A 24,407-nucleotide genomic window follows, 5' to 3' on the forward strand; every position below is an offset into this window, starting at 1 on the left:
ACACCGGTGCGACTGCCGCCCTCCTTCTTTCCCGCCCTGCTGGACCGGGTCCGTGTCGGACTGGACGCGGCCGGGCTGGACGCCCTGCTGTTGGACGATCCACTCGACGTGGCGTACCTGACCGGGTTCTTCCACTTCCCGAACGAGCGGCCGGTGGTGGCGTACGTGCCGGCCGACGGCCCGGTGCTGCTGCTCGTGCCCGACCTGGAACGGGAGTACGCCGCCGACCAGCGCGCCGTCGCCGAGTTGGTGGTGTATCCGGAGTTCCCGGGTGAGCGGAGTCCATGGCAGGTGCTCGCCGACGCGCTGCCGGTGCTGCCGGTTCGGGCCGGCCACGCCCCGTCGACCTCGGTGGGCCGGGTCGCCGCGCTCGGTGCGGCCTTCCCCGGTACCGGGTGGACGGTCAGTGACCTCGTCGGTGAGCTGCGGCTGCGTAAGACCCCGGAGGAGGTCGCGCTGCACACCGAGGCGGCCCGGATCGCCGACCTGATGCTGGCCGAGGGGGTCCGGCTGGTCACCTCGGCGCTCGCCGACGGTGGGGAGCTGCCCACCGAGACGGAACTGGCCGGGCACGTCACCCGGTACGGCGCCGCGACGATGTACGCCGAGCACACCGACGTCGTGGTGGTGCCGATGCTCACCGGCGGTCTGGTGTACGGCGGCCCGAACTCGGCCCAGCCGCACCGGCTGCCCGGCGGGGACCGGCTGCGGGTCGGCGAGCCGTTCATGCTCTCGCTCGGCTGTGCGGTCGGTGGCCGGTTCGTGGAGAGCGAGCGGACGTTCCTGCTCGGCGAGCCGACCGCCGAGCAGCGGCGCTACTACCAGGTGGTCTGGGAGGCGCAGCAGGTCGGTACGGAGGCGCTGCGCCCCGGCACCCGCTGTGTGGACGCCAACCGGGCCTGTCTGGACGTGATCCGACGCGCCGGCCTCGGCGACTATCTGCGGCACCGGCAGGGGCACGGGATCGGCCTCGGTTTCCACGAGCCGCCGTGGGTCGCCGACGGCGACGACACCGTGCTGGAGCCGGGCATGGTCCTCTCCAGCGAGCCCGGCGTGTACGTACCCGGGCACGCCGGCTACCGGATCTCCGACACCGTACTCGTGACCGGGACCGGGCCGCACCGGCTGACCGACTTCCCCCGGGACCTGACCGACATCGTGATCGGAGTCTGACCATGTTCGTGGAGATCAACGGCAACCGGCTCAACGTGGAGGTCCTCGGCGACGCGCCGGGCAAGCCCACGATGATCGTCCACCACGGCGCGCCGGGGCTGGGCTCGATGGCCGAGCCGCGTGCCTCGTTCGGCGCCTTCGCCGACGAGTACCGGGTGGTGGTCTTCGACGCCCGGGGCTCCGGGATCAGCGAGGGGAACGAGCCGTTCACCCACGAGCAGTGGGCGGCCGACGTGGACGGTCTGCGCGAGTGGGCCGGTGCCGAGCGGGTCGTGATGGCCGGCGGCTCGTACGGCGGTTTCATCGCGATGGAGTACGCGATCCGCTATCCGGACCGGGTCGCGGCGCTGGTGCTGCGGGACACCGCCGCCGACAACAGCAACCAGGAGCTGGCGATCCGCAACGCGCTCGACTCGGCGCGGGTGGAGATCGACCGGGTGAAGCTGGACCGGATCATGTCCGGCCAGGTCCGCGACGACGCCGACCTGCGGGACTGCTGGGCGGAGATCCTGCCGCTCTACGACCACGACCTGGACTGGGAGAAGGTCCGGCAGCGGGTGGAGAACACCCCCTACCGGTACGCCACGCACAACTTCGCCTTTGCCGTCAACCAACCGAACTACGACATCAAGCCGTTGCTGCCCGGCATCTCCTGCCCGACCCTGGTCACCGTGGGTCGACACGACTGGATCACGCCGGTGCCGTGCAGCGAGACGATCGCCGACCTGATTCCCGACGCCCGGCTGGTGGTCTTCGAGCACTCCGGACACTCGCCGCAGACCGAGGAGGCGGAGCTGTTCCAGCGGGTCGTCCGCGAGTTCCTGGCCGACGTACCGGCGCTCAGGGCATGATGCCCGTCGAGATGTACAACCTCGATCCCATCGACCGACGTATCGTCGCCGCCCTCCAGGTCAACGGCCGGGCGAGCTGGACCGACATCGCCCAGCTCACCGGCACCTCGGTGACGACGGTGGCCCGCCGCGCGCAGCAACTGCTGGCCGACGGGCTGGTCAAGGTGGCCGCCGCCCCGCATCCCGGTGGCGGCGGCCAGGCAGATCTGCTGATCGTCCGGATCCGCTGCGCGGCGGGAAGTCAGCTTCCCGCCGCCCAGGCGTTGGCGGCGATGCCGGAGATCCGCTTCGTGGCCGTGGTCACCGGGGTCTACGACCTGGTCGCCGAGGTGCTGGTGCCGAAGGGGACCAGCCTGCACAGCGTGCTGCTCAACGGGTTGCAGAAGATTCCGGGCATCGAGAGCAGCGTCGCCGACCTGGAACTGCACACGTACAAGTCGACCCACGAGTGGAGCCGGCACCTGCTCGGCACCGAGAACCAGCTGGTCGCGCCACCCCCGGTGCACGACTGTCCGCCGGCCCACCTCGACGAGCTGGACGAACGGATCATCGCCGCGCTGCGCGAGGACGGCCGGGCGAGCTTCCAGTCCGTCGCCGGCAGCCTCGGGGTCAGCGAGAGCACCGTCCGGCGCCGGTTCGAGACGCTCTACACCGCCGGCTGCGTACAGGTGATCACGCTGGTCCCGGCGGCGGCGCTCGGCTTCGAGGCGGAGATCCTCTTCTGGTTGTCGGTGGCGCCGTCCCGGCTCGACGCGGTGGCCCGCGAGTTGGCCGCGCTGCGCGGGGTGCGCTACGTCGCCGCCACCCTCGGGCAGGAATCGCTGATGTGCGAGGTGATCCTGCCGACCCACGCCGACGTCTTCGAGTTCACCACCAAGACCCTCGGCGGCATCGACGGCATCCAGGCCTGGACCGCCGGCGTGCAGCTGCTGACCGTCAAGCGGGGCTTTGTGATCACACCGTGGGCGGCCCGACGGCTCGCCGCCGAGCACGGTGCGGAGGGTACGGACGGCGAGGCCGCCACCCCCGGACCGACGCCGGCCGGGTCGACCGGCGGCAACGGCCGTACCGGCAGACAGCGGCGGGGTTGACGGTCACCAGGGGCCGAAGACCCGGTCGCCGGTCGCGGAGATCGCCGCGCAGAGTTCCGCCAGGTCCGCGCCGGTCGTCTCGGCCAGCGACCGGACGGTCAGCGGGATCAGGTACGACGCGTTCGGCCGGCCCCGGTGCGGCATCGGAGTCAGGTACGGGGCGTCGGTCTCCACCAGGATCTGGTCGAGCGGGGTCACCCGGGCCGCCCCGCGCAGGTTGCCGGCGTTGCCGAAGCTGACCGTGCCGGCGAAACTCAGCACGTAGCCGCGTCGGACACACTCGGCGGCGAACTCGGCGTCCCCGGAGAAGCAGTGCAGTACCACCGTCTCCGGGGCGCCCTCGTCGTCGAGGATCCGCAGCACGTCGGCGTGCGCGTCCCGGTCGTGGATCACCAGCGGCTTGCCGTACCGCTTCGCGATCGCGATGTGCGCCCGGAAGCTGGCCTCCTGGGCGGCCCGGCCCTCGTCGCCGGTACGGAAGAAGTCCATTCCGGTCTCGCCGACGCCGCGTACCCGTTCCTGCCCGGCGAGCGCCTCGATCTGCCGCAGCGCCTCGTCGAGGTCGGCGAGTCGGGGCGCCTCGTTCGGGTGCAGCGCCACCGTGGCGAGCACCGCCGGCTGCCGCCGGGCCAACTCGGCCCCCCAGCGGGACGACTCGACGTCGACCCCGACCTGCACCAGCCGGTCCACCCCGACCTCGGCGGCGACCGCGACGGCCGCCGCCACCGGATCACCGGCGCGGTCCGCCCAGGGCGCCACGGCGGTCTCGGCGACGGTGATGTCCAGGTGGGTGTGGCTGTCGATCACCGGCTGGGGCAACGGTTCCGGAACCGGCGGGAACTCCCCCGCCCGCCGGGCCGCCCGCTGCCGGCGGGACTCGGTTGGCTCAGTCATCGCTGCCAGCATCACATATCGGCGATCCTGCCGATGGTGGCAGGCACACATCGACGTACCGGCCGGCAGGCATCAACGGACCAACCCAAACCAGCCGGCTGGCATCAGCGAGCCGACCCACGCCGGCCGTCGGGCGGGCATCAGCGATCTGGCCGACGCCGGTCAGCCCGAAGCGGTGACCGGCCGCCCGGCCGAACCGGCATTTTGTACATCGACGGGCGCCGTGGCCCCGGACGGTAACCCGCCGTTCACCAATCCGGTACGCCGTGCCCCTACCGTCGGCGCGATGAGCGTGTCGCCGCAGGCCAGTCAGGTTCCGGAGGCACCGGCCGGGTTACGCGTACGGTTCGCCGGCGTGCCCTACCCGGCCGAGGAACTCGCCCGTGGGGCGGCGTACGAGCTGTTCGGTACGGAACCGGCCGACGGGTTCGTCCGCGACGGGCGCCCCACCGCCCGGTACCCGTACCACCGGTTCGTGCACGCCAGCGAGGTCAGCCGCCCGCCGGGCACGGCACCCGAACCGGACAGCCCGCTGACCGCGCCGCTGAACCGGGAACTGTCCTGGACCGGGATCCACGAACTCAGCCAGTCCCCGGCCGCCGTGGCGCACCCGACCCTCGCCGCGGTACGTGAGTCGGCGGTGATCCGGCGCGGCACCCAGATGGTCAAGGCACTGTCGCCGCACCAACTCGCCGGATTCCTGCTCCGCGGCTGGCTGCCGTACGGCTTCTGCTACCGCGAGTACGACGTGGCCCACCTGCGGGCCCCGGCCGACCAGACGCTGCTGCGTACCGACGGCGAAGCCGGACGGGCCGTCCCCGAGGTCGCCTACCTGCTGCGCTGGCGGGCGACCGACCCGGTCGACTTCGTCGCACCGGTCGGCGCCGAGCACCAGGGGCTGTCCCGGATCCCGTCGCACGACCGGATCGGCCCACCCGTGCTCGGCACCGGGTTCGCGCCGAGCGGCCGGCACCTCATCCCCGAGTTCGTCACCCGGGACTTCGCCGACCTGCCGTTGCCGGCGAACGCGGCCCTGCTCGCGCACACCTCGGACGGGGACGAGGTGGTGCTCTACACCTACCAGCCGGAACAGCGCGGCTGGCTGCGGATGGCCGGCCCGCGCTGGCGTCACCTGCTGGCCGGGGTGCCCGGGGTGTCACCCGACCAGGAGTACGTCTCCACCGCCGAGGCGGTCCGGTCGACCGTGCTGATCGGCGGCTACCGGGGGCAGGAACACGAGGCGGTCGCCGACCCGCCCGACGAGTTCCGGGTGCTGGCGATGACCCGGGCGGCCCGCTACCCGGTGGAGAACCTCGTCCGCCGGGCCCGGTACGTCACCTGGCGCGGCGTGCTCTGCCTGGCGCTGACCGGGGAGTCCGGTTGGCTGCGGGTACGACTGTGCCGACCCGACCCGGACAACATCGCCGCGCTCGGCGCCCAGTGTTACGAACGTGGCGTCTACGAGGCGTGGGCCCCGGCCGCCGAGGTCACCGACGACCGCCTGCTCGACGTGCCGTACCCGCTCTGACACCGGTGATCGCCCGTATTCAGCCGCCGGCGGTACGTGTGGAAACAGGTTCGGGCGCGGCGAAGGCGCTCGCGAGCGGGCCGCCCCGCCCTCAGGGCGTACCAGATCATAGGCGGCCGAGTCAGGCCGCAGGGGCCCGTCGGACGGGACGTCGGGCATCGGGGAGTCGCCGCTGTCAGCCTCGTCGGGAGCTGGGTCAGTCCGGGCCGGTCCTCGTCAGGTGGGACACCGCCTCGGTGGTGAGGGCGTTCGCAAGGTCACGGAGAAGAGCGAGCACCTCCTCGATTTCCGGAGTAGCCGCCACCGCAGACAGGTTCGTGGTGACGAGAAGGTTGGCGTGCCGAAGCTCGTAGATCACCCCGACTTCTGCCGCGTCGAGACCTTTGAGCCGCGGATAGTCCTTGGGGTCGACCGCCCTCACCTGCTGGGAGTAGATCCCTGCATCCCACCAACCGCTGACCGCCTGGTTCGACATGCCCGGCCTGGACTGCTCGGCACTCCTCAGCGAGGACACCTCCGAGGCATGGTCCGTTTCGGCAGCACCATGATCAGAGTAAGTACGTATTCGTATGGTGCCGGCCGGATCGAACTCACCCAGCGGCGTACGGAAGCGCTCGCCGCCGTCGTACGCCCAGAATCCGCAGGTAAGGTAGACGTGATCCGGTACGGCGTTGAATCGGACCGTCCGATCGTATGAGGGACGGAGTCCCAGGCCGAACCGGGCGGCAACCTGGTCCGCCTTGAGGCGGTTACACAGGTCCTCATCCACCTGTTCGTATGTCACATTCGGTTCAGACGTCTCGATCGGGTCCGGGGCGGAGTCACATCCCAGAACCAGCAGCATGGTCGCGGTGGCCAGCATCGCCGATTGGCGCACGACAGCAGAGCGCGCGCGATGACGTGGAAGCATGACGACGGCCTCGTTCATCGGACTGACGGCATGTAAAAGTCGCCACTGTCGACGCCGTCTACCAGCCGGGGCCGGGGCGGCACGAGCCGCCCGTCCGCTCCGTCGGGCATGTGACGAATGGACTCCATCCGGGCAAGGACATTCTGCACTTCTTGATTGAGTCTGACGTACTGCTGGTCCGTCCTGGTTTCGATAAGCGTGATGGCCTTGGTCAGTGCGAGTAACAGTTCCTCGGCGGTACTTCCGGTCAGGGCATGTTCCTCCAGAGCCGTACCCGCAAGTGCGGAGCCGGCGTCGACCGCGCCAAGCCCCTGCTCCCAGCGGCCCTTCGTCGCCAAGATGGGCAGGGGGGCCTCGATTAGCACCAAGGCGGTCTTGACCGACTTGTCGCTCGCTGCTTTGGCTTGCTCGGCCCGCAACTTCAACTGCTCCAGGAGCGCCTCCCGGGTGTGGTGCACCACGTTCATCAGACTCTGCTGGGTGGCCTCGACGATCGCATGGGCGCTGGCCAGGCTGCCGGCGAACGCGTTGAGCATCCGCCGGTGGCTGTCCAGGGTGTGCTGGAAAGGGTGGTAGAAGTTGGTGACGAACTCCCGGGCGGCGTCACCCTCCCAGTCGCCGAGGCTGTACGTCAGCTTGCCGAAGTCATCGGGGATGCGGTCTTCCAGTTCGTGCAACGCGTCCTTCACCGGTCCGATCATGTCGGCGGAATAGACGGACCCGGCTGGATGGGCGATTGAAGCAACCATCGACCTGACCGTGGCGATGTTGCTCCCCGCCCACTCCCGGGCCTCCACCTCGTATTTCGCGATCTGCTGCTTGGCCTCATCCGGCCTTGAGTCCTGAAACGGCAGCCCGAATTCAGCTGCCGGCAGAACCCAGGACCTTCGGAACGGAACCGTCCCGCCGAATTCCACAGTGATGCTGTGACCACCGCTGCTAAAGGCGCTGGACATCCCATCGAAAACGATGTCCCACAGGCCCGACGCCTCGCTGTTCATGTACGCGAAGACCTGGTCGATGTAGCGCAGCTCGGTCAGATAGGTGCCGACCTCTGTGAGATTCTTCTCCAGCAGGTAGTAGTTGAACGGTATCGAACTGTCGGTCATGTTTTCCCCTGGCTGGTCAGATGCCGAGGCCCATACGGCGAGCCGGATCGACCGGCGGCGGATCGCCGATGGCCGGCGGATCCGGCAGCTCGGGAGCGGGACGCTGGTAGTCGGAGGCGTGGTCGGCACCGAGGAGTCTGGTGAATTCCCTGACCGCCGCCTCGTCCGTGGACGCGTAACGCTCGGCAGTCAGGACCAGCGCCGCGGCGACCTCCGCCATCCGCAGCGAGGTCTGCCGCAACACCTCGTGCACCTCGTCCCGCAATTCCAGAAGGCTGCGATGGGCTGCGTTCGGCCCCCGCCCGGGAACGTTGAACTGCGACTGCATCGGCCCGCTGATCCCGTGTATCCGGGTGGTCTGTTCGGCGTAGACCCAGGCGACCCCGGGCAGCAGGATGCGTCCAGCCCGGTACAGGTCGTAGAGGTTCGCGCCGAAAATCTTGCCGGAGCCGACGTCGCCGAGACTGGCGTCGGGGCCGCGGTATTCGGGCCGCCAGCCTGGTTCGGTTGCTTCCACCATTCGAGCCCCCGCGCAGGTGAAACCGCCTCAAGCGTTATACCACGCACCGCAAAGGTCCGGTCACCCCGCGAACAGGACCGTTCCTGCCCCCGTACGTGATCAGGGAGCGTGTGACATGCCGGGACATGTCACACGCTCCCCGGTCACGAGAGCTGGTCGTCGACGACCGACGGGGACCCGCCCGGGTCGGGTCAGTCGCCGAGTCGGGCGAGTTCCTCGTCCACGATGGACGAGTCGAGTTTGCGGAAGACCGGCTTCGGGGCGGCCAGTGCCCGGCCCGCCTCGACCGGCACCGACTCCCACCGTGTCCCGACGGTGTAGTCGCCGGTCAGCACCGGGTACGCCGGCCCGCCGTCCAGGTCCTCGACCTCCACGACCTGCGGCATCGGGGCGTGCACCCCGGTACCGCCGAGCAGCTCGTGGATCTTCTGCGCGGAGTGCGGCAGGAACGGGGTGAGCAGCGTGTTGGCGTCGCTGACCACCTGGAGCGCGACGTGCAGGATGGTCCCCATCCGGGGCTTGTCGTCCTCGCCCTTCAGCTTCCACGGTGCCTGGTCGGAGAGGTACCGGTTCGCCTCGGCGACCACCTTCATCGCCTCGCCGATCGCCTGCTTCTGCCGGTGCTTCCCGATCAGTCCGCCGACCGTGGCGAAGGCCGCCTTCGCGGTGGCGAGCAGTGCCTCGTCCGCCTCGGTGAGCCCGGCGGGGTCGATCGGCGGGATCGCGCCGAAGTTCTTCGCGGCCATCGAGATCGACCGGTTGACCAGGTTGCCCCAGCCGGCGACGAGTTCGTCGTTGTTGCGGCGGAGGAACTCGGACCAGGTGAAGTCGGTGTCGTTGCTCTCCGGGCCGGCGACCGCGATGAAGTAGCGCAGCGCGTCGGCGTCGTACCGCTCCAGGAAGTCCCGGACGTAGATGACCACCTGACGGGAGGAGGAGAACTTCTTGCCCTCCATGGTCAGGAACTCGCTGGAGACCACCTCGGTCGGCAGGTTGAGCCGGCCCAGGTCGCCGGGCTCGCCGCCCCGGTCGCCCTCGCCGTCGTAGCCGAGCAGCAGCGCCGGCCAGATCACCGAGTGGAAGACGATGTTGTCCTTGCCCATGAAGTAGTAGCCACGGGCGTCCTTGCCCTCGCCGTCCGCCGACCACCAGCGGCGCCAGGCGTCCGGGTCGCCGGAGCGCCGGGCCCACTCGATCGATGCGGAGAGGTAGCCGATCACCGCGTCGAACCAGACGTAGATCCGCTTGTCGGAGCGGTCCTGCCAGCCCTCCAGCGGAATCGGTACGCCCCACTCCAGGTCGCGGGTGATCGCCCGGGGCTGGAGGTCGTCGAGCAGGTTCTTCGAGAACCGGAGCACGTTGGGCCGCCAGCCCTCCCGGCTGTCCAGCCACGTGCCGAGCGCCTGGGCGAAGGCGGGCAGGTCGAGGAAGAAGTGTTCGGTCTCGACGAACTGCGGCGTCTCACCGTTGATCTTCGAGCGCGGGTTGACCAGGTCGATCGGATCGAGCTGGTTGCCGCAGTTGTCGCACTGGTCGCCCCGGGCGTGCTCGTAGCCGCAGATCGGGCAGGTGCCCTCGATGTAGCGGTCGGGCAGGGTACGGCCGGTCGACGGGGAGATCGCGCCCATGGTGACCTTGGGCACGATGTAGCCGTTGGCGTGCAGGGTCTCGAACAGCTGCTGGACCACGGCATAGTGGTTGCGGGTGGTCGTCCGGGTGAAGAGGTCGTAGGAGAGCCCGAGCCCGTGCAGGTCCTGGACGATCACCCGGTTGTAGCGGTCGGCCAGTTCCCGGGGGGTGACCCCCTCCTTGTCGGCCTGCACCTGGATCGGGGTGCCGTGCTCGTCGGTGCCGGAGACCATGAGTACGTCGTGCCCCGCCATCCGCATGTACCGGCTGAACACGTCGGAGGGGACGCCGAAACCGGAGACGTGGCCGATGTGGCGCGGGCCGTTGGCGTACGGCCAGGCGACCGCCGCGAGAACGTGACTCATGAACAGCAAGCCTAGTGACCCCTGCCGGGCGACCGCGAACCAACGTCGCCGGCACGTTCTCCGGGCCGAGCAGGCCGAAGTGGCAGATTTCCGACTCAACTGGGTCCGACACGCGCTGTGCGCTTTCGCATTCGGAGCGTAGTGGCGGTGTCCAATGGAACGGTGACGGGCAGCTCAGGTGGGCAGCAACCAGCGGAAACCCCGCCACCGGAGGTCGGCCTCGACGTGCCGGTCGACGCCACCCCGCCGGCCGGGGGCGACCGGACCGCGCCACCAGCCGACGCCACCTCGCCGGCCATGAATGACCGGACCGCGGCACCGGCCGACCAGCCGACCGCGCCGGGCAGCGGGCGGGGCGCGTCGACCCCCGGGGACCGGGCCACGGCCGGCTCCACTCCGGCGCCGTCGCCCCGCGCGCCCGCAGGAACGGCATCCGGGTACGAGGCGACGGCGGCCACCCCGTTCGGCGGCGCCTCCCCGGCCCTCGGCTCACCCTGGTCGGGCGCACCCGGCACGCTGCCCCACCCGTCGGTCATCGAGCCCACCACCGGCGCCCCGCTCGCCATGTTGCCGCAGCGGGCACCTCGGGCCACCGGCGTACCCCGAGCCCCGGCAGCCCGGGACGAGACGGTGCCCTCCGCCATCCCGGCCGCCCGTACCGGCTCCGCCCGGCCGGAGACCGGCGCCGAGGAGGAGGACGACAACGACTTCTGGCTGCCGATCGAGGAGGTGCACTGGGACGGCCGCCCGGTGGAGAAGACCCCTCGGACCTGGTACGGCCGACCGAGGAAACCACCGGCCGAGGCGGGCGGCCCCCGTCCGGCCCGACCGCCGAAGCCGCCGCCGAACCCGGTGCTCGGGCTCGCCGGAGTGATCCTCTTCTCCCTGGCCGCCAGCTTCTTCGCCTGGGTCAGCGCGGAGCCCTGGTGGCTCGCGATCGGCCACGGCGAACAGGGCACAGTGATCGTGGAGAGCTGCCGGGGCCGAGGTCTCGGCCAGCACTGCCGAGGCGAGTTCGTCGCCGCCGACGGCCGACTCGTCGCCCGGGACGTACGACTGATCGGGATGGCCGCGGATCCCGAGGATGTCGGCCTCGAATTCCCGGCCCGGATCATCGACGGGGGAAGCACGAAGGCGTACGTCGGCTCCGGCACCGGCCTGCTGCACCTGCACTGGTCACTGGGGCTCGGGGTGGTGCTGATCTGCACCGCCGCGGTCGGCTGGTGCACCGGGGCACTCCGACTGGCCGATCGTGGTCACCGGCACCGCGCCGCCCTGGTCAGCTACGCCGGACCGCTGCTGCTCACCGCCGGCTTCCTGGTCGCCGCCTACTGAACCGTCGCCGCCTACTGAACCACCGCCGCCTACCGGGCGGCGGCAGGTGGGTGGACGGCGGCGTACACGTGGCGGCGCCGCAGGCCGTACTCGGTGGCGACGGCGGCGATGGCGTCGCGCCGGGACGTACCGGTGGCCTCCAGGTCGGCGACCGCGGCCCGCAGGTCCGCGTCGGCCGGGACCTCGGCGGCGGTCGCCGGGGCGCCCGCCACCACCAGGGTGATCTCGCCACGCGGCTCCCCCTCCGCCGCCCACCGGGCGAGTTCACCGAGCGGGCGACGCAGCACCTCCTCGTACGTCTTGGTCAACTCCCGGCAGAGCGCGGCCGGCCGGTCCGGCCCGAACGTGGCGGCCAGGTCGGTGAGGGTGTCCGCCACCCGGTGTGGCGCCTCGAAGAAGACCAGGGTGCGTTCCTCGGCGGCCAGCGCCCGCAGCCGCGACCGGCGACCGCCGCCGGAACGGGGCAGGAAACCCTCGAAGCAGAACCGGTCGGTGGGCAGGCCGGAGAGGGCGAGCGCGGTGGTGACGGCGCTCGGGCCGGGCGCCACGCTGACCGGCACGCCCGCGTCCAGGGCGGCCCGGACCAGCCGGTAGCCGGGGTCGGAGACGCTCGGCATCCCGGCGTCGGTGACCAACGCCACCAGCGCGCCGCCGAGGACCGCCTCGACCAGTTCCGGGGTACGTCGTTCCTCGTTGCCCTCGAAGTAGGAGACGATCCGGCCGGCGATGCTGACGTCGAGGTCACGGGCGAGTCGGGTGAGTCGGCGGGTGTCCTCGGCGGCGACCACGTCGGCCCGGGCGAGGGTGTCCCGCAGTCGGGCGGAGGCGTCACCGGGGTTGCCGAGCGGCGCCCCGAGCAGGATCAGCCGCCCATCACCGGGCAAATTTCCCACGAACCGACTCCTTCCGAGCCTTCCATCGACATGCGTCATCGCATATCGCGAGCGTCGTGCCCCAATTCACACCATGGCAGCCTACGATCACGGGGTGACTCTGGCGTCGACAGCGCAGACCGAGATCCCGGGGCAGGCCGGGACGGCGGCGGAACCGGTGGCCGAGGCGACCCCGCACGACTCCGGCGGAGGGCCGACCGCGACCAGCCGAGCCGACCGGCCCGACCGTCCGCTCTCCGGCGTGCCGGCGATCATCCGGCGTCGGTTGGCCCCGCTGGAGACCCGGCTCGACCCGTGGTCCTGGCTGGCCACCGGCGTGATCGTACTGATCGCGGGCATCCTGCGCCTGGTCGGGCTGAGCAGCCCCAAGGGCAAGATCTTCGACGAGGTCTACTACGCCACCGAGGCGCAGGAACTGCTCCAGCGCGGCATCGAGTGGGACGAACAGAACAACACCGCCGCGTACGTCGTACATCCGCCGCTCGGCAAGTGGATGATCGCGCTCGGCGAGCGGATCTGGGGGTACAACGAACTCGGTTGGCGGTTCGCGGCGGCGATCGTCGGCACCCTCTCCGTCCTGCTGCTGGTGCGGATCGCCCGACGGATGTTCCGGTCGACCGTGCTCGGCTGCACCGCCGGGCTGCTGCTCGCGCTGGACGGCTACCACCTGGTGCTGTCCCGTACCGCGCTGCTCGACATCTTCCTGAGCTTTTTCGTCCTGGCCGCCTTCGGCGCCCTGGTGCTCGACCGGGACCAGCGGCGCCGGCGCTGGCTGCGCGCCGTCGAGTCCGGGCTCGACCCGAGCCGGCCCGGCCGGGCGAACCGGCCCCCGTTCCGGCTCGCCGACTCGGTCCCCTGGTGGCGGCTGTTCGCCGGGGTCCTGCTCGGCTGCGCGATCGGGGTGAAGTGGAGCGCTCTCTACTTCCTGCCGGCGTTCGCCCTGCTGGTGATCTTCTGGGAGGTCGGTGCCCGCCGCTCCGCCGGCGTACGTCGACCGTGGCGGGACACCCTGCTCGACGAGGGCGGCTGGCTCCTCCTGGCCGGGGTGTTGATGGTCGGCGCCTACCTCGCCACCTGGACGGGCTGGTTCGTCAGCGACAACGGCTACTTCCGGAACTGGCTCGCCGACACCGGCCACGCCAGCCCGCCGGTCATCGGCGACCTGCAGAACCTGTTCCACTACCACGTGGAGGCGTTCAAGTTCCACGCCCAGCTCGACGACACCCATCCCTACCAGTCCTGGCCGTGGCAGTGGCTGCTGCTCGGCCGGCCGGTCGCCTTCCACTACTCCGACCAGGGCGCCTGCGCCGCGGCGACCTGCGCCTCCGAGGTCCTGCTGCTGGGCACCCCGCTGCTCTGGTGGTCGTTCCTGCCGGCGCTCGCCGCGCTCGTCTGGCTCGGCATCGCCCGCCGCGACTGGCGGGCCGGGGCGATCCTGCTGATCGTGGCCGCCGGTTGGCTGCCCTGGTTCTACTTCGCGCTGGACAACCGGACGATGTTCTCCTTCTACCTGGCCCCGATCGTGCCGTTCCTGGTCCTCGCCGTGACCTACGTGCTGGGGGCGATCGCCGGACCGGTCCGCGCTCCGACGGCGGGCGGCGGCCTGTCCTCCGGGGAGGGGGCGGGCGCTGCTGCCCCTGACTCCGGCGAGAACAGCCGGGTGAGCGATCGGCGCATGATCGGTGCCATCGTCGCCGGGACGTACGTCCTGCTGGTCGCGATCTGCTTCGCGTACTTCTATCCGGTTTTCGTCGGGCAGGTCATCCCGTACGCGGAGTGGTCCGCCCGGATGTGGCTCGGCAACCGCTGGATCTGAGCCGGTCCCTCGTGAGCTGGCCGGAAAGAGGGCCGACAGGGATGGCCGAGAAATAGGACGCGCCCCGATCGCCTGCCACGGGGGAAGCGGGCGATTGGGGCGCGCACCAAGGAGCTTAACCACCATGGATCACCCGCACAACGGGTGGTGTTCAGTCAGATTTCCGACCGACGCACCGCCCGCCGTAACGGATATATGGTGCGCACTGCCCGGACGGGCATCAGCTGCCCGGGCCGCCGACGCTCCGGCCGCCGCTCCCGCACCCACGGCCCGGATCGGCCTCACGTCTCCGGCACCCGCACTTGCCGAACCGTCGGCTTGGTTACAAGTATGTTGCCGTCACCGCTGATCGACCGGCCCGTTTGACGCCGTATAACGGCGGTGAGCCGCCGCCATCGGCGCCGGTGACCTCTCCCCGCGTTTCCGCGGACTCCCACACCACGTGCCCGTGGGAACTTCGCCCTCGCAACCCGGAGGAGAGCCCATGTCCGACCTGGCCGACCGGGTGGTCCCACCGCCCGCGCAGACCGCTCCGTCGCCGGCCCAGCGGCCGGCACCCCAGCCCCGCCGTCGCGCACGCCAACTCCCGGTCGAACCGGAGTGGTACAAGCGGGCGGTCTTCTACGAGATGTTCGTGCAGTCGTGCTACGACGCCAGCGGCGACGGCCACGGCGACCTGCCCGGGCTGACCTCCAAGCTGGACTATCTGAAGTGGCTGGGTGTGGACTGCCTCTGGCTGCCCCCGTTCTACGACTCACCGCGCCGCGACGGCGGCTACGACATCCGCGACTACCTGCGGATCTCCCCCGAGTACGGCACGCTCAACGACTTCCTGACCCTGGTCGACGAGGCGCACGCCCGGGGCATCCGGGTGATCACCGACCTCGTGCTGAACCACACCTCGGACACCCACGAGTGGTTCCACCAGTCCCGGCAGGACCCGACCGGCCCGTACGGCGACTTCTACGTCTGGCGTGACACCGACACCGGGTACGCCGGGGTGCCGGTCGTCTTCTGCGACACCGAGCCCTCCAACTGGACCTTCGACCCGGTACGTCAGCAGTTCTACTGGCACCGGTTCTTCGCCCACCAGCCGGACCTGAACTACGACAACCCGACGGTCCAGGAGACGATGCTCGACGTCGTACGGTTCTGGCTGGAACTCGGAATCGACGGCTTCCGGCTGGACGCGATCACCTACCTGTACGAGCGCGAGGGCACCGACTGCGCGAACCTGCCGGAGACGCACGCGTACCTGAAGCGGCTGCGCCGGATGGTCGACGACGAGTACCCGGGGCGGGTGCTGCTCGCCGAGGCGAACCTGTGGCCGGCCGACCTGGTCGACTACTACGGTGATCCGGCGGTCGGCGGCGATGAGTGCCACATGGCGTTCCACTTCCCGGTGATGCCCCGGATCTTCATGGCGGTCCGCCGCGAGTCGCGGTACCCGATCTCGGAGATCATCGCCCAGACCCCGCAGATCCCGGCCGGCTGTCAGTGGGGCACCTTCCTTCGCAACCACGACGAGCTGACCCTGGAGATGGTCACCGACGAGGAACGCGACTACCTCTACAACGAGTACGCCAAGGATCCGCGGATGCGGGTCAACGTCGGCATCCGCCGTCGGCTGGCGCCGCTGGTGAACAACGACCGGAACCAGATCGAACTCTTCACCTCGCTGCTGCTGTCCCTGCCCGGCTCGCCGGTGCTGTACTACGGCGACGAGATCGGGATGGGCGACAACGTCTGGCTCGGCGACCGCAACAGCGTCCGTACCCCGATGCAGTGGTCCCCGGACCGCAACGGCGGCTTCTCCAAGGCCGACCCCGGCGCGCTCTACCTGCCGGTCAACCAGGGCCCGGTGTACGGATACCAGGCGGTCAACGTGGAACGGCAGATGGAACAACCGGCGTCCCTGCTGCAGTGGACCCGACAGATGATCGAGGTACGGAAGCGGCATCCGGCACTGGCGCTCGGCTCGTTCCGGGACCTCGGCGGCAAGAACCCGGCGGTGCTGGCGTTCCTGCGCGAGTACGACGGCACGGGCGAGGAACACGAGGGCGCCGAGGTGGTGCTCTGTGTGCACAACCTGTCCGCGCGTCCCCAACCGGCGCAGCTCGCGCTGGACAGCCGGTTCTTCGGTCACCAACCGGTCGAGCTGACCGGCCAGACCCCGTTCCCGCCGGTCGGCGCCCGGCCGTACCAGCTCACCCTGCCCGGCTACGGCTCGTTCTGGTTCCGGCTGACCGCGAAGGTACCGAAGACGCCGAGGCCGCGCGGCGGTGCGGAGCCCCGGCGTCGGCGGACCCGGGACAGCACCCTGCTCCCCACCGGCTGACGCCGCCCCGAACCGACCCGTCCCGGCGTGGACCGTCTCCTCCACGGCGGTACCACCCGGGACGGGACCGCCGGCCGACCGGTCGCGGTCGCTGACCGGTCGCCGCCGCTGGCTGTTCGCCGCCACTGGCCGGATGCCGCCGCCGTCGCGGGAACCGCAGACGGTGGCCGGACCCGATACGCTTCCGCCGGGCGGCGGACGGGAAGTGGGTTCAGTCGATGACCGTTGTCGGGGGACGCGCGAGGATGAACGCCGAGCAGGTGGCCGAGAGCTGGGCGGTGGTCGAGCGGTGGCTGGCGAGCAACGCCCCGCAGACGTACACCTCACTGCGACCACCCGCCGACCCGGCGGCGGTCGAGGCCGCCCAGCAGACGATCGGGGTGACCTTCCCGGAGGACCTGGTCGCCTCGCTGGCCCGGCACGACGGGGCCGACGACGGGCCGGGCGCGTTCACCCTCGGCGGTTCATACCAGCTCATGCGGGTGGAGGAGATCCCCCGCCGGTGGCGGACGACAACCGACGCTCTCGGCATGTCCACCGTCGACGACGAGGATCACCACGACGAGGACGACGGGCTGCTCGGCTGGTACTGGCATCCGCAGTGGGTGCCGTTCGGCAAGACCAACTCGGTGGACATGCTGGTGGTGGACTGCCGGCCGGGCGTCACGTACGGGGCGGTCGGCGTACACCTCAAGGGCGACGTCACCCACTTCGGCCACTGGCCGTCCCTGGCCGACCTGTTGGCGGACATCGCCGACGGACTGGACCGGGACCGGCCGGTCCGGCACTGGCATCCGGCGGCCGACGGCGTACGGCTGCACTGGGAACTGGTCCAGGAACAGCATCCGGCGCCCCGCTCCCCGCTCGACCTGGCCGCCGAGGCACGCGAGTCCGGAACTCCTGCCCCACCGACGGTACGGCCGGCAATGCGCCGGCTGCGGCAACTGTTTCCACCCGCCGCCGAGGCCGGCCGGTTCGGCGGGTACCACCACTTCGGACTCGCCTTCGTCGCGGACGTCGACGAGGCCGAGCTGTTGCGCCGGTTCGGCGCCGACCCGGCGCAGGCCACGCCCCGGACCCGGGAGCAGGCCCGGGAGCTGCGGGACTCCTGGACCGAGGGCTTCCTTCCGGTGCTCCGGGTCGGCCGGGTCGACGGCTGGGCGTTCGCGGTCGAGGAGCAGCGCAGCCCCGAGGGCGTACGTCCGGAGGTGCTGCGTCGGCTCTCCGTCGGCACCCGGGCGGTGGCCCTGCGGCACACCGGCCACAGCACCCGGTTCACGCTCGTTGTCGACGGGACGGTCATCACCGGGTACGACACCCTCCGCCCGGAACGCCGCCACGGCCGCGAGCCGGACCTGTTCCTGCCGGCCCTGCGCGACGCCGGTCTGGTGCCCCTGGACACCACCCGCTATCCGGACGAGGACATCCCGGCCGTACTCGACGTCCTCCGGGCCGAACTCGGCATCGCGTTCCACGGTGAACTGCTCCGCCCGGCACTGTCCAGCGCCCAGTTCCTGCCGGCCCTGCCCGGGCCGCCCACCAGCGGAGCCTTCCCGGCCCAGGCCGAACCGACCGTGGTGGCCCGGTTGACCTACGCGGACGAGGAAAGGCTGCTTGTCGCCCTGCTCGCCCAGGCGCGCCGGCTCGCCGCCGAGACCGGCCTCGACGGTTACCCAGAGCTGGTCGAGGCCCTGGACCGGGCGACGGCCGGTGAGCACCGCCCGCCGGAGGTCGACGACAACTCGCCGCTCGGTCTGCGGGTCCGTCGGATCGCCGCCGAGGCGCACGCCGCGGACGCCATGACGCGGGTCCACGGGGAGGGCCCGCGGTTCACCGAGGCGGAACGGCGGGCGTGGCTGCGGCGGCGGCAGGCGGCCGAGGCGATCGTCGGCCTGCTCGGGCCGGCACCGGTGCGGATCTCCGGCACGCACCTGCTGCAGAGTCGACTGCATCCGGCCTGGCGCGAGCAGTTCGCCGCCGACCTCGGCCCGGTGGACGTACCGGACGGCGCGGTCGAGGAGCTGGTCGCGGCGGAGCAACGGGCAGCCGCGGCGGCCCCGGTGCTCGTACCGGTCATACGGCGTCCGGCCCGCCGTCCGCCGCCGTCGGAACCGGTGTCGGGTCTCCGGCACGGCAGCGGGACGGAGCTGGGCCGCCGGCTCGCCGCCGACCCGCCGGACCAACCGGGCTGAACGGCGTACCCCGTCCTCAGCCGGACCGGCGCGGCGCGGCGGAGGCGGTCTCCGTCAGGCCGGGGTCGTCGTGGTGTTCCGGGCGCCCGCCTCGGCGGCGCCCTGAACGGCCGCGAGGTCCAGCAACGCGTCCAGTTCGCCCACCCGGGCATCGTCGCCCAGGTTCAGGTAGATCTCCCGGGCCTCGGTCAGCGCCGACCGGGCGGCGCCGGCATCGGCGCTGAGGTAGGCCCGCCCCAGGTTGGTCAGCGCGGCGGCCTGGAAGGAGAGCCATCCCCGGGTACGCCAGATCGCCACCGACTCCTCCAGATGGGCGATCGCCCGGGTCGGACGCCCCTCGGCGAGTTCGATCTCGCCGAGCAGCCCGAGTGCCTCGGCGACATGGTGCCGCATGGTGTGTCGCCGGCCGATCGCGAGGGACGCCTCGGCCGCCGCCCGGGCCCGCCGGTCGCCCTGCACCAGGTACAACCGGGCCAGGGCGAGCAGGGTGAGTGCCTCCGTGTAGGTGTCCCGGTGGGCACGGCAGATCGCCAGCGACTCGTCCAGGGCCTGCTGACTCGCCTGGTAGTCGCCGAGTTCCCGCTGTCCGATCCCGACGAACTGCAGCACGGTCGCCTCGCACCGCGGGTTGCCCAACGCCCGGGCCTGCCGCAACGCACCGGTCAGGTGCCGGACGCCGGTGTCGAAGTCGCGCCGCTCGGCGTGCGCCATCGCCAGGGCGAGGTGGGCACGGACCTTACCGCCGGTGTGTGCCGACTCCTCCGCCAGCCGCAGCGCCAACCCGGCCGACTCGACCGCGCCGGCCTGGTCCCCCATCGCGGCCCGGGCCCAGGCGTCCAGCACCGCGGCGTCGGACATGCCGGCACGGTGGTTCAACCGGGTGAACATCTCCAGCAGCCGGGACGCGTCCCGGTGCAGGACGGCGGTCGCCGCGCCGTCCTGGTCCTCCATCGTCCAGGTGCTGACGTCGATCAGCCCCCGGAGCATCACCGCCTCGCCGAGCAGGTTGCCCCGCTCCCGGCAGAGTGCCATCACCTCGGTGTTCGTCGCGGCCCAGTCGACGTACATGCCCCGGACGTCGAAGTACTTCTCCAGGCAGCCGGCGAGGCCGAAGGCCACCTCGTCCAGACTGAGTCGACAGGCCTGCCGGATCAGGCCGAGCAACGCCGGTCGTTCCGCCTCGAACCACCTGGTCGGGTCGGTACGCAGCGCGTACAGCTCCGACCAGTCGACACCGGGCCGGGGCAGCGCGCCGTGGATCGGGGCGTAGCAGGGCCCGGGCACCCCGGACGCCATCTCCTCCGCGACCGCCAGCCAACCCCCGAAACCCCGCAGCAGGACGTCGGCCGGACGCTCGGTGAGCCGGTGTGTCTCGGCCTCCCGCCGCCCGAACAGCCGGACCAGGTCGTGGAACCGGTACCGGAGCTGCCCGGCCAGGTCCGGGCCGGTGACGGTCAGCAGTTGGGCGTCGACCAACGCCTCCAACTGGTCCGTCACCTCGTCGACCGAACGGGCCAGCAGCAGCGCCGCCAGCCAGGCCGGAAAATCGGGTACGTCGAAGAGGCTCAGCCGCCGGAACAACCGACGGGCCGGCTCGTCCAGTCCGTGGTAGCTGAGCCCGATCGACGCCCGTACCGCGAGGTCGCCGGTGGCGAGCCGGTCCAGTCTGCGCCGTTCGTCGCCGAGCAGGCTCGCCAACCGGGCGATCGGCCAGCCGGGCCGACCGGCCAACCGGCCGCCGGCGATCCGTACCGCCAGCGGCAGGTGTCCGCAGAGTCCGGCGATCCCGGTGGCCTGAGCCGGCTCCCCCGCCACCCGGCCCGCGCCGATGATCCGGGCCAGCATCGCGACCGCCTCGTCGTCGGTCAGCTCCGCCAGGTCCACCCGGAGCCCGGCGGGCAGACTGGTCAGCGGTACCCGGCTGGTGACCAGGACCGCGCAGGAGGCGGTACCGGGCAGCAGCGGCCGGACCTGCTCCACCGAGGCCGCGTTGTCGAGCAGCACCAGCACCCGCCGGCCAGCCAACCGGCTGCGGTACAGCTCGGCCCGTTCCACCGGGTCGGCCGGCACGGCCCGTCCTGGCACACCGACCGCCCGTAGGAACCGGGCCAGCACCTCGGCCGGGTCCAGTGGCGCCGCCTCGGCGCCTCGCAGGTTCACGTAGAGCTGGCCGTCCGGGAACCCGTCCCGGACCTGGTGCCCGACGTGTACGGCCAGGGTGGTCTTGCCGACGCCGCCCATCCCGGCGATGGCGCCGACGGTCAACGCCGTCCGTTGGCCGTGGTCGGGTCCGGCCAGCAGTTCACGCAGGGCGGTCACCATCGACCTCCGGCCGGTGAAGTCGGGGATGTCGGCGGGCAGCATCGCCGGTACCGCCCAGTCGTCACCCGGCCCGGTCGGGCCACCCAGCCCGCCCGCACGTCCGAGACCGCCCGGATCACCGCCCGCCGGGCCGGCACCGCCCAGGTCAGGGGTCGGCGCGGACGCTCCGGCCACCGGGCCGGTGGCCGGTGGTCCACCGCCGGACGGGCCGGTGGTCGTCGGTTCACCGCCGGTCGGTGCCGGCGCGGCCCCTCCGATCCCCGCCAGTTCGCGACCCGCCACGTCGTCGCGCACCTCGACCCAGCGCGCCACCGACGACTCGTCCAGGCCACAGACCCGGGCGAAGATCGCAACCACCTCGCGACGGGGCAGACTCGACCGGCTGAGCACCGACGCGAAGGTGCTCGCCGGCAGGGCAGTGCCCAACCGGTCCGCCCCTACCGCGATCTGCCGGTACGTCAGTCCCGACCACAGGCGGAGCCGCCGGAGTCCGGCGACGAACTCGATCGCGGTGGTGATGCCGTCCGGCTGTGGTGGACTGATGCCGACCTCAGACACGTCTCCCCCCTCGCCGGACGCCGTCGGCCGTTTCCCGGCCCGGGGAGACGGCCCACCCGGGTCACGTGCGTCACTGGCCTCCGTCGATACGCCCGCAACCTCTTGATACCGAGTGCTCCGGCCAAAGGGAAGGCCCACCTGGCCGACCGCTTCCGCCCGGGCCGCGCATCTGTCAGCCTGACATCCACTGTCGCCGATGTGTCAGGAGCGTCCATGTCGCCGTGTCGCCGTACCGCCCACGTCCTCGCCGCCATCACCACTTCCATGGTCACCGCGCTGACGGTCAGCCTGACCGCCGCACCCGCCCACGCCGCGGCGAGCAGCTACACCGCACTCGGCGACTCGTACGCCTCCGGCACCGGAACCCGTGAATACTACCCGGACAGTGGATCGTGCCAGCGGTCCCGACACTCGTACCCGGCTCTCACCGCCGCCCGGATCGGGGCCACCCTCACCTTCCCGGCCTGCGCCGGGGCGACGGTCTCCGGCGTACTCAACAACCAGCTCGGCAGCCTCAGCTCGGCGACAAACCACGTCACGGTCACCGTCGGCGGCAACGACATCGGCTGGTCGTCGGTGATCGTGCAGTGCGCCCTGCCCTGGCCCACCAACTGCTGGTCCCAGATCGACAACGCGGAGGCCCAGATCCGCAACACCCTGCCGGGTCGACTCGACCAGCTCTACTCCCGGATCCGGGCCCTGGCACCCAACGCCCGGGTCGTGGTGGTCGGCTATCCCCGGCTCTTCAACGGCGAGGAGTGCAACATCATCGCCCGAATCTCCCCCGGCGAACAGACCGAGTTGAACGCCGCCGCGGATCTGCTCGCGACGACCATCCGGGCCCGGGCCACCGCACACGGCTTCACCTTCGTCGACGCCCGGGGCCCGTTCACCGGTCACGCGGTCTGCGACGACGTGGAGTGGCTGAACGGCACCTCGAACCCGATCGGCGAGTCGTACCACCCGAACCGGGCCGGGCACGTCGGCTACGCCGGCGTGGTGGAGCCTGCCCTACGGGCGAGCGCCGCCGCCCGCCGGTCCTGACCGTACGGTGGCCACGCGGGGTCGATGGGCCCCGCGTGACGCCGCTTTGGGCCACCCTGAGTGGAACATGTCACCCGGAAAATTCACGGCCCGGGATCTTGGAAATACCGTCCGTCTCTGTAAGATGATCGTTCAGTGGCGTTCGGAGCGGTGGGTTACCCTCCGACCACACAGGACGAGTCTGCGGGCCGGAGGGAGCGGAGCGGGGGACCGACGTCGGGTTCAGCCCGGGGCGGGCGTGACGTACACACCACGCCCCTGGTGTCCCTGCAGGACGCCGCGTTCCTGCAGTCGGGCGATCGCCTGCCGCACCGTGGGGGCGGAGCAGTGGTATCGCTCGGTCAGTTGGCTGATGGACGGCAACCGGTCTCCCGATCGCAATTCACCCTTCTCGATTTTTTCTTCGATCTCCCGCATGATCCTGCGGTAGACCGGCACAACAGGTTCAGGCATGGCACTCCCTTGCGTAGGCACGCACATCTGATCATGCCCTGACCTGGCTTTACAAGCCTACGTAGTAAGCGCCGTTGACTTGGTTTGCTTGGCAATCTAGGTTCTCTTGGCGAGGCACGGGGCCTCCCTTGCGTAGGCACCAAGGCCGTGCCCCACGGACGCCTCCCTCCCTGCCCCCGCGGTTCACGACTGCCCGCGACAGCCATCCGCCGGAAGAGTCGGAACCACGGCGGCAGGGAGGCTTTTTCGCGACAGGAAGGCCCCTCGTTCCGCGGTACCCCAGGTTCAGCCCCAGGTCACGCCCAAACTTTGCTTACCAAGTTTGCCAAGTCTTCCAAGTGAGGATAACTATGCCCACACCGACGATCACTCGGCGCAGCCTCCTGCTCGGCACCGCCGCAGCCAGCGTCACGGCGCTCACCGCATGCGGCGGCGAAGGCGACCAGGCCGGCACACCGGTGACGGAAAAGGTCACCATCCTGACCGGCGCCGGCTTCCAGGGTCGCGAGGCGCCGATCTTCGTCGCCCGACAGAAGGGCTGGTTCGCCGAGGCGGGGCTGGACGTCCAGGTCCTCCCGGGCAAGGGCACCACCGAGAACCTGAAAAATCTGGCCGGGGGGCAGGCCACCTTCGCCACCCTCGACGTCAGCGGCGCGATCATCGAATACACCCGGCCGGGCGGGATCACGAACTTCACCCTGACCTCGGTGCTGCACCAGCGGAACCTCGCATGCTTCGTCGCACTCGAGAGCAGCGGCATCAAGACGGCGAGTGACCTCGCCGGCAAGACACTCTCGTACATTCCAGGCGGGATCAACCACCTCCTCTTCCCCACGTACGCGAAGCTCGCCGGCTTCGACGACTCGAAGATCAAGTGGGTCAACGCCGCCCCGCCGCAGCATCCGACGCTGCTCCTCCAACGCAAGGTCGACGCGATCAGCCAGTTCGTCCCGGCCGTCCAGTCGATCCAGGCGCTCGCGAAGGAACCCCTCGTCACCCTGCCGTTTACCGACTACCTCACCGATCTGCACGGCTCCGCGATCGGGGTGAGCGCCGAGACCGCACGGAACAAGCCGGACCTGGTACGCCGGTTCAACGCCGCGCTGCTGCGCGGGCTGACCTACTCGGTCGAACACCCCGACGAGTCCGGCCAGATCTACGCCAGCCAGAAGGAGACCCAGGGCCAGAAGGCCGAGGCGGCGGTCGCCGAACTCAAGGGCATGACCGGTTACGTCCGGGGCATCGCCAGCACCCCGATCGGACAGTTCGACATGGGGCGCATCGCCCGTAACATCGCCATCCTGCAGGGCGCGGGTGCGATCCCGAGCAGCATCCAGCCCACCGACATCGTCTCGCCCGACCTCATCGGGTAGAAACCCGCCGACG

General features: G+C 71.0%; 18 protein-coding genes. 10 read left to right on the forward strand and 8 right to left on the reverse strand.

Annotation, left to right across the window (positions count from 1 at the left end; all coding sequences use genetic code 11):
• Window positions 1-6 precede the first annotated feature (6 nt).
• From ABGB05_RS03785 to ABGB05_RS03795, 3 genes are read left to right on the forward strand one after another with little or no spacing between them, the layout of a single operon-like run.
• Entirely contained in the window at window positions 7-1,173 is a 1,167-nt protein-coding gene (locus ABGB05_RS03785; protein ID WP_347651718.1) for a Xaa-Pro peptidase family protein, read from the forward strand.
• Between the two features lie 2 nt (window positions 1,174-1,175).
• Complete coding sequence (locus ABGB05_RS03790; protein ID WP_347651719.1) at window positions 1,176-2,024, forward strand: alpha/beta hydrolase; 849 nt, start codon at window positions 1,176-1,178, stop codon at window positions 2,022-2,024.
• Complete coding sequence (locus ABGB05_RS03795) at window positions 2,021-3,115, forward strand: Lrp/AsnC family transcriptional regulator (protein WP_347651720.1); 1,095 nt, start codon at window positions 2,021-2,023, stop codon at window positions 3,113-3,115. The genes ABGB05_RS03790 and ABGB05_RS03795 overlap by 4 nt, the downstream gene beginning before the upstream one ends.
• Before the next feature lie 3 nt (window positions 3,116-3,118).
• Here the strand turns inward: ABGB05_RS03795 and ABGB05_RS03800 are convergent, their stop codons facing one another.
• Window positions 3,119-4,021, reverse strand: a complete 903-nt coding sequence (locus ABGB05_RS03800) for a TatD family hydrolase (protein ID WP_347651721.1) — start codon at window positions 4,019-4,021, stop codon at window positions 3,119-3,121.
• A 274-nt stretch (window positions 4,022-4,295) separates the two neighbouring features.
• Between ABGB05_RS03800 and ABGB05_RS03805 the strand changes: the two genes are divergently transcribed.
• Entirely contained in the window at window positions 4,296-5,537 is a 1,242-nt protein-coding gene (locus ABGB05_RS03805) for a hypothetical protein (RefSeq protein ID WP_347651722.1), read from the forward strand.
• Between the two features lie 196 nt (window positions 5,538-5,733).
• On the opposite strand, the gene ABGB05_RS03810 is transcribed toward ABGB05_RS03805, so the two are convergent.
• The 4 genes from ABGB05_RS03810 to metG form a co-directional block, all read right to left on the reverse strand.
• Entirely contained in the window at window positions 5,734-6,465 is a 732-nt protein-coding gene (locus ABGB05_RS03810) for a hypothetical protein (protein WP_347651723.1), read from the reverse strand.
• On the reverse strand, window positions 6,462-7,556 hold the full coding sequence (locus ABGB05_RS03815; protein WP_347651724.1) for a hypothetical protein: 1,095 nt from the start codon (window positions 7,554-7,556) through the stop codon (window positions 6,462-6,464). Before ABGB05_RS03815 ends, ABGB05_RS03810 begins: the two co-directional genes overlap by 4 nt.
• A 16-nt stretch (window positions 7,557-7,572) precedes the next feature.
• Window positions 7,573-8,076: a hypothetical protein gene (locus ABGB05_RS03820; protein ID WP_347651725.1), complete on the reverse strand. Its 504-nt coding sequence runs from the start codon at window positions 8,074-8,076 to the stop codon at window positions 7,573-7,575.
• A gap of 191 nt (window positions 8,077-8,267) precedes the next feature.
• The gene (gene metG / locus ABGB05_RS03825) at window positions 8,268-10,070 is read right to left on the reverse strand and encodes a methionine--tRNA ligase (protein ID WP_347651726.1); all 1,803 of its coding nucleotides are present in this window, start codon (window positions 10,068-10,070) and stop codon (window positions 8,268-8,270) included.
• A 162-nt stretch (window positions 10,071-10,232) separates the two neighbouring features.
• Here metG and ABGB05_RS03830 point away from each other — a divergent pair, with 162 nt between their 5' ends.
• Window positions 10,233-11,405: a hypothetical protein gene (locus ABGB05_RS03830; RefSeq protein WP_347651727.1), complete on the forward strand. Its 1,173-nt coding sequence runs from the start codon at window positions 10,233-10,235 to the stop codon at window positions 11,403-11,405.
• Window positions 11,406-11,434: 29 nt separating this feature from the next.
• Here ABGB05_RS03830 and rsmI read toward each other — a convergent pair whose 3' ends face one another.
• Window positions 11,435-12,289 carry a 16S rRNA (cytidine(1402)-2'-O)-methyltransferase gene (gene rsmI / locus ABGB05_RS03835; RefSeq protein WP_347651968.1) on the reverse strand — a complete coding sequence of 285 codons (855 nt, stop codon included), beginning with the start codon at window positions 12,287-12,289 and terminating at the stop codon, window positions 11,435-11,437.
• 82 nt (window positions 12,290-12,371) lie between these two features.
• On the opposite strand from rsmI, the gene ABGB05_RS03840 reads away from it, so the two are divergent.
• The 3 genes from ABGB05_RS03840 (at window position 12,372) to ABGB05_RS03850 (ending at window position 18,644) form a co-directional block, all read left to right on the forward strand.
• On the forward strand, window positions 12,372-14,114 hold the full coding sequence (locus tag ABGB05_RS03840; RefSeq protein WP_347651728.1) for a glycosyltransferase family 39 protein: 1,743 nt from the start codon (window positions 12,372-12,374) through the stop codon (window positions 14,112-14,114).
• Between the two features lie 484 nt (window positions 14,115-14,598).
• A complete protein-coding gene (treS, locus tag ABGB05_RS03845) occupies window positions 14,599-16,452 on the forward strand; it encodes a maltose alpha-D-glucosyltransferase (RefSeq protein WP_347651729.1) in 1,854 nt (617 codons plus the stop codon).
• A gap of 245 nt (window positions 16,453-16,697) precedes the next feature.
• A complete protein-coding gene (locus ABGB05_RS03850) occupies window positions 16,698-18,644 on the forward strand; it encodes a DUF6461 domain-containing protein (RefSeq protein WP_347651730.1) in 1,947 nt (648 codons plus the stop codon).
• A 54-nt stretch (window positions 18,645-18,698) separates the two neighbouring features.
• Here ABGB05_RS03850 and ABGB05_RS03855 read toward each other — a convergent pair whose 3' ends face one another.
• Window positions 18,699-21,524 (reverse strand): tetratricopeptide repeat protein, encoded by a 2,826-nt coding sequence (locus ABGB05_RS03855; protein WP_347651731.1) that lies wholly within the window; start codon window positions 21,522-21,524, stop codon window positions 18,699-18,701.
• Between the two features lie 213 nt (window positions 21,525-21,737).
• Between ABGB05_RS03855 and ABGB05_RS03860 the strand changes: the two genes are divergently transcribed.
• Entirely contained in the window at window positions 21,738-22,568 is an 831-nt protein-coding gene (locus ABGB05_RS03860; protein WP_347651732.1) for an SGNH/GDSL hydrolase family protein, read from the forward strand.
• A gap of 222 nt (window positions 22,569-22,790) precedes the next feature.
• On the opposite strand, the gene ABGB05_RS03865 is transcribed toward ABGB05_RS03860, so the two are convergent.
• Window positions 22,791-23,021 (reverse strand): winged helix-turn-helix domain-containing protein, encoded by a 231-nt coding sequence (locus ABGB05_RS03865; protein ID WP_347651733.1) that lies wholly within the window; start codon window positions 23,019-23,021, stop codon window positions 22,791-22,793.
• 350 nt (window positions 23,022-23,371) lie between these two features.
• Between ABGB05_RS03865 and ABGB05_RS03870 the strand changes: the two genes are divergently transcribed.
• Complete coding sequence (locus tag ABGB05_RS03870; RefSeq protein ID WP_347651734.1) at window positions 23,372-24,394, forward strand: ABC transporter substrate-binding protein; 1,023 nt, start codon at window positions 23,372-23,374, stop codon at window positions 24,392-24,394.
• The last annotated feature ends 13 nt before the right edge of the window (window positions 24,395-24,407 follow it).

The sequence above is a fragment of the Plantactinospora sp. B5E13 genome (assembly GCF_039871775.1).
GTDB lineage: Bacteria > Actinomycetota > Actinomycetes > Mycobacteriales > Micromonosporaceae > Plantactinospora.

What these genes read in the sequence shown, in the direction of transcription:
- metG (WP_347651726.1), bottom strand. Translation starts at nt 10,070, where the DNA reads ATGAGTCACGTTCTCGCGGCGGTCGCCTGGCCGTACGCCAACGGCCCG.
- ABGB05_RS03800 (WP_347651721.1), bottom strand. Translation starts at nt 4,021, where the DNA reads ATGCTGGCAGCGATGACTGAGCCAACCGAGTCCCGCCGGCAGCGGGCG.
- ABGB05_RS03870 (WP_347651734.1), top strand. Translation starts at nt 23,372, where the DNA reads ATGCCCACACCGACGATCACTCGGCGCAGCCTCCTGCTCGGCACCGCC.
- ABGB05_RS03810 (WP_347651723.1), bottom strand. Translation starts at nt 6,465, where the DNA reads ATGAACGAGGCCGTCGTCATGCTTCCACGTCATCGCGCGCGCTCTGCT.
- treS (WP_347651729.1), top strand. Translation starts at nt 14,599, where the DNA reads ATGTCCGACCTGGCCGACCGGGTGGTCCCACCGCCCGCGCAGACCGCT.
- ABGB05_RS03860 (WP_347651732.1), top strand. Translation starts at nt 21,738, where the DNA reads ATGTCGCCGTGTCGCCGTACCGCCCACGTCCTCGCCGCCATCACCACT.
- ABGB05_RS03850 (WP_347651730.1), top strand. Translation starts at nt 16,698, where the DNA reads ATGAACGCCGAGCAGGTGGCCGAGAGCTGGGCGGTGGTCGAGCGGTGG.
- ABGB05_RS03840 (WP_347651728.1), top strand. Translation starts at nt 12,372, where the DNA reads ATGGCAGCCTACGATCACGGGGTGACTCTGGCGTCGACAGCGCAGACC.
- ABGB05_RS03865 (WP_347651733.1), bottom strand. Translation starts at nt 23,021, where the DNA reads ATGCCTGAACCTGTTGTGCCGGTCTACCGCAGGATCATGCGGGAGATC.
- ABGB05_RS03815 (WP_347651724.1), bottom strand. Translation starts at nt 7,556, where the DNA reads ATGACCGACAGTTCGATACCGTTCAACTACTACCTGCTGGAGAAGAAT.
- ABGB05_RS03805 (WP_347651722.1), top strand. Translation starts at nt 4,296, where the DNA reads ATGAGCGTGTCGCCGCAGGCCAGTCAGGTTCCGGAGGCACCGGCCGGG.
- ABGB05_RS03795 (WP_347651720.1), top strand. Translation starts at nt 2,021, where the DNA reads ATGATGCCCGTCGAGATGTACAACCTCGATCCCATCGACCGACGTATC.
- ABGB05_RS03820 (WP_347651725.1), bottom strand. Translation starts at nt 8,076, where the DNA reads ATGGTGGAAGCAACCGAACCAGGCTGGCGGCCCGAATACCGCGGCCCC.
- ABGB05_RS03790 (WP_347651719.1), top strand. Translation starts at nt 1,176, where the DNA reads ATGTTCGTGGAGATCAACGGCAACCGGCTCAACGTGGAGGTCCTCGGC.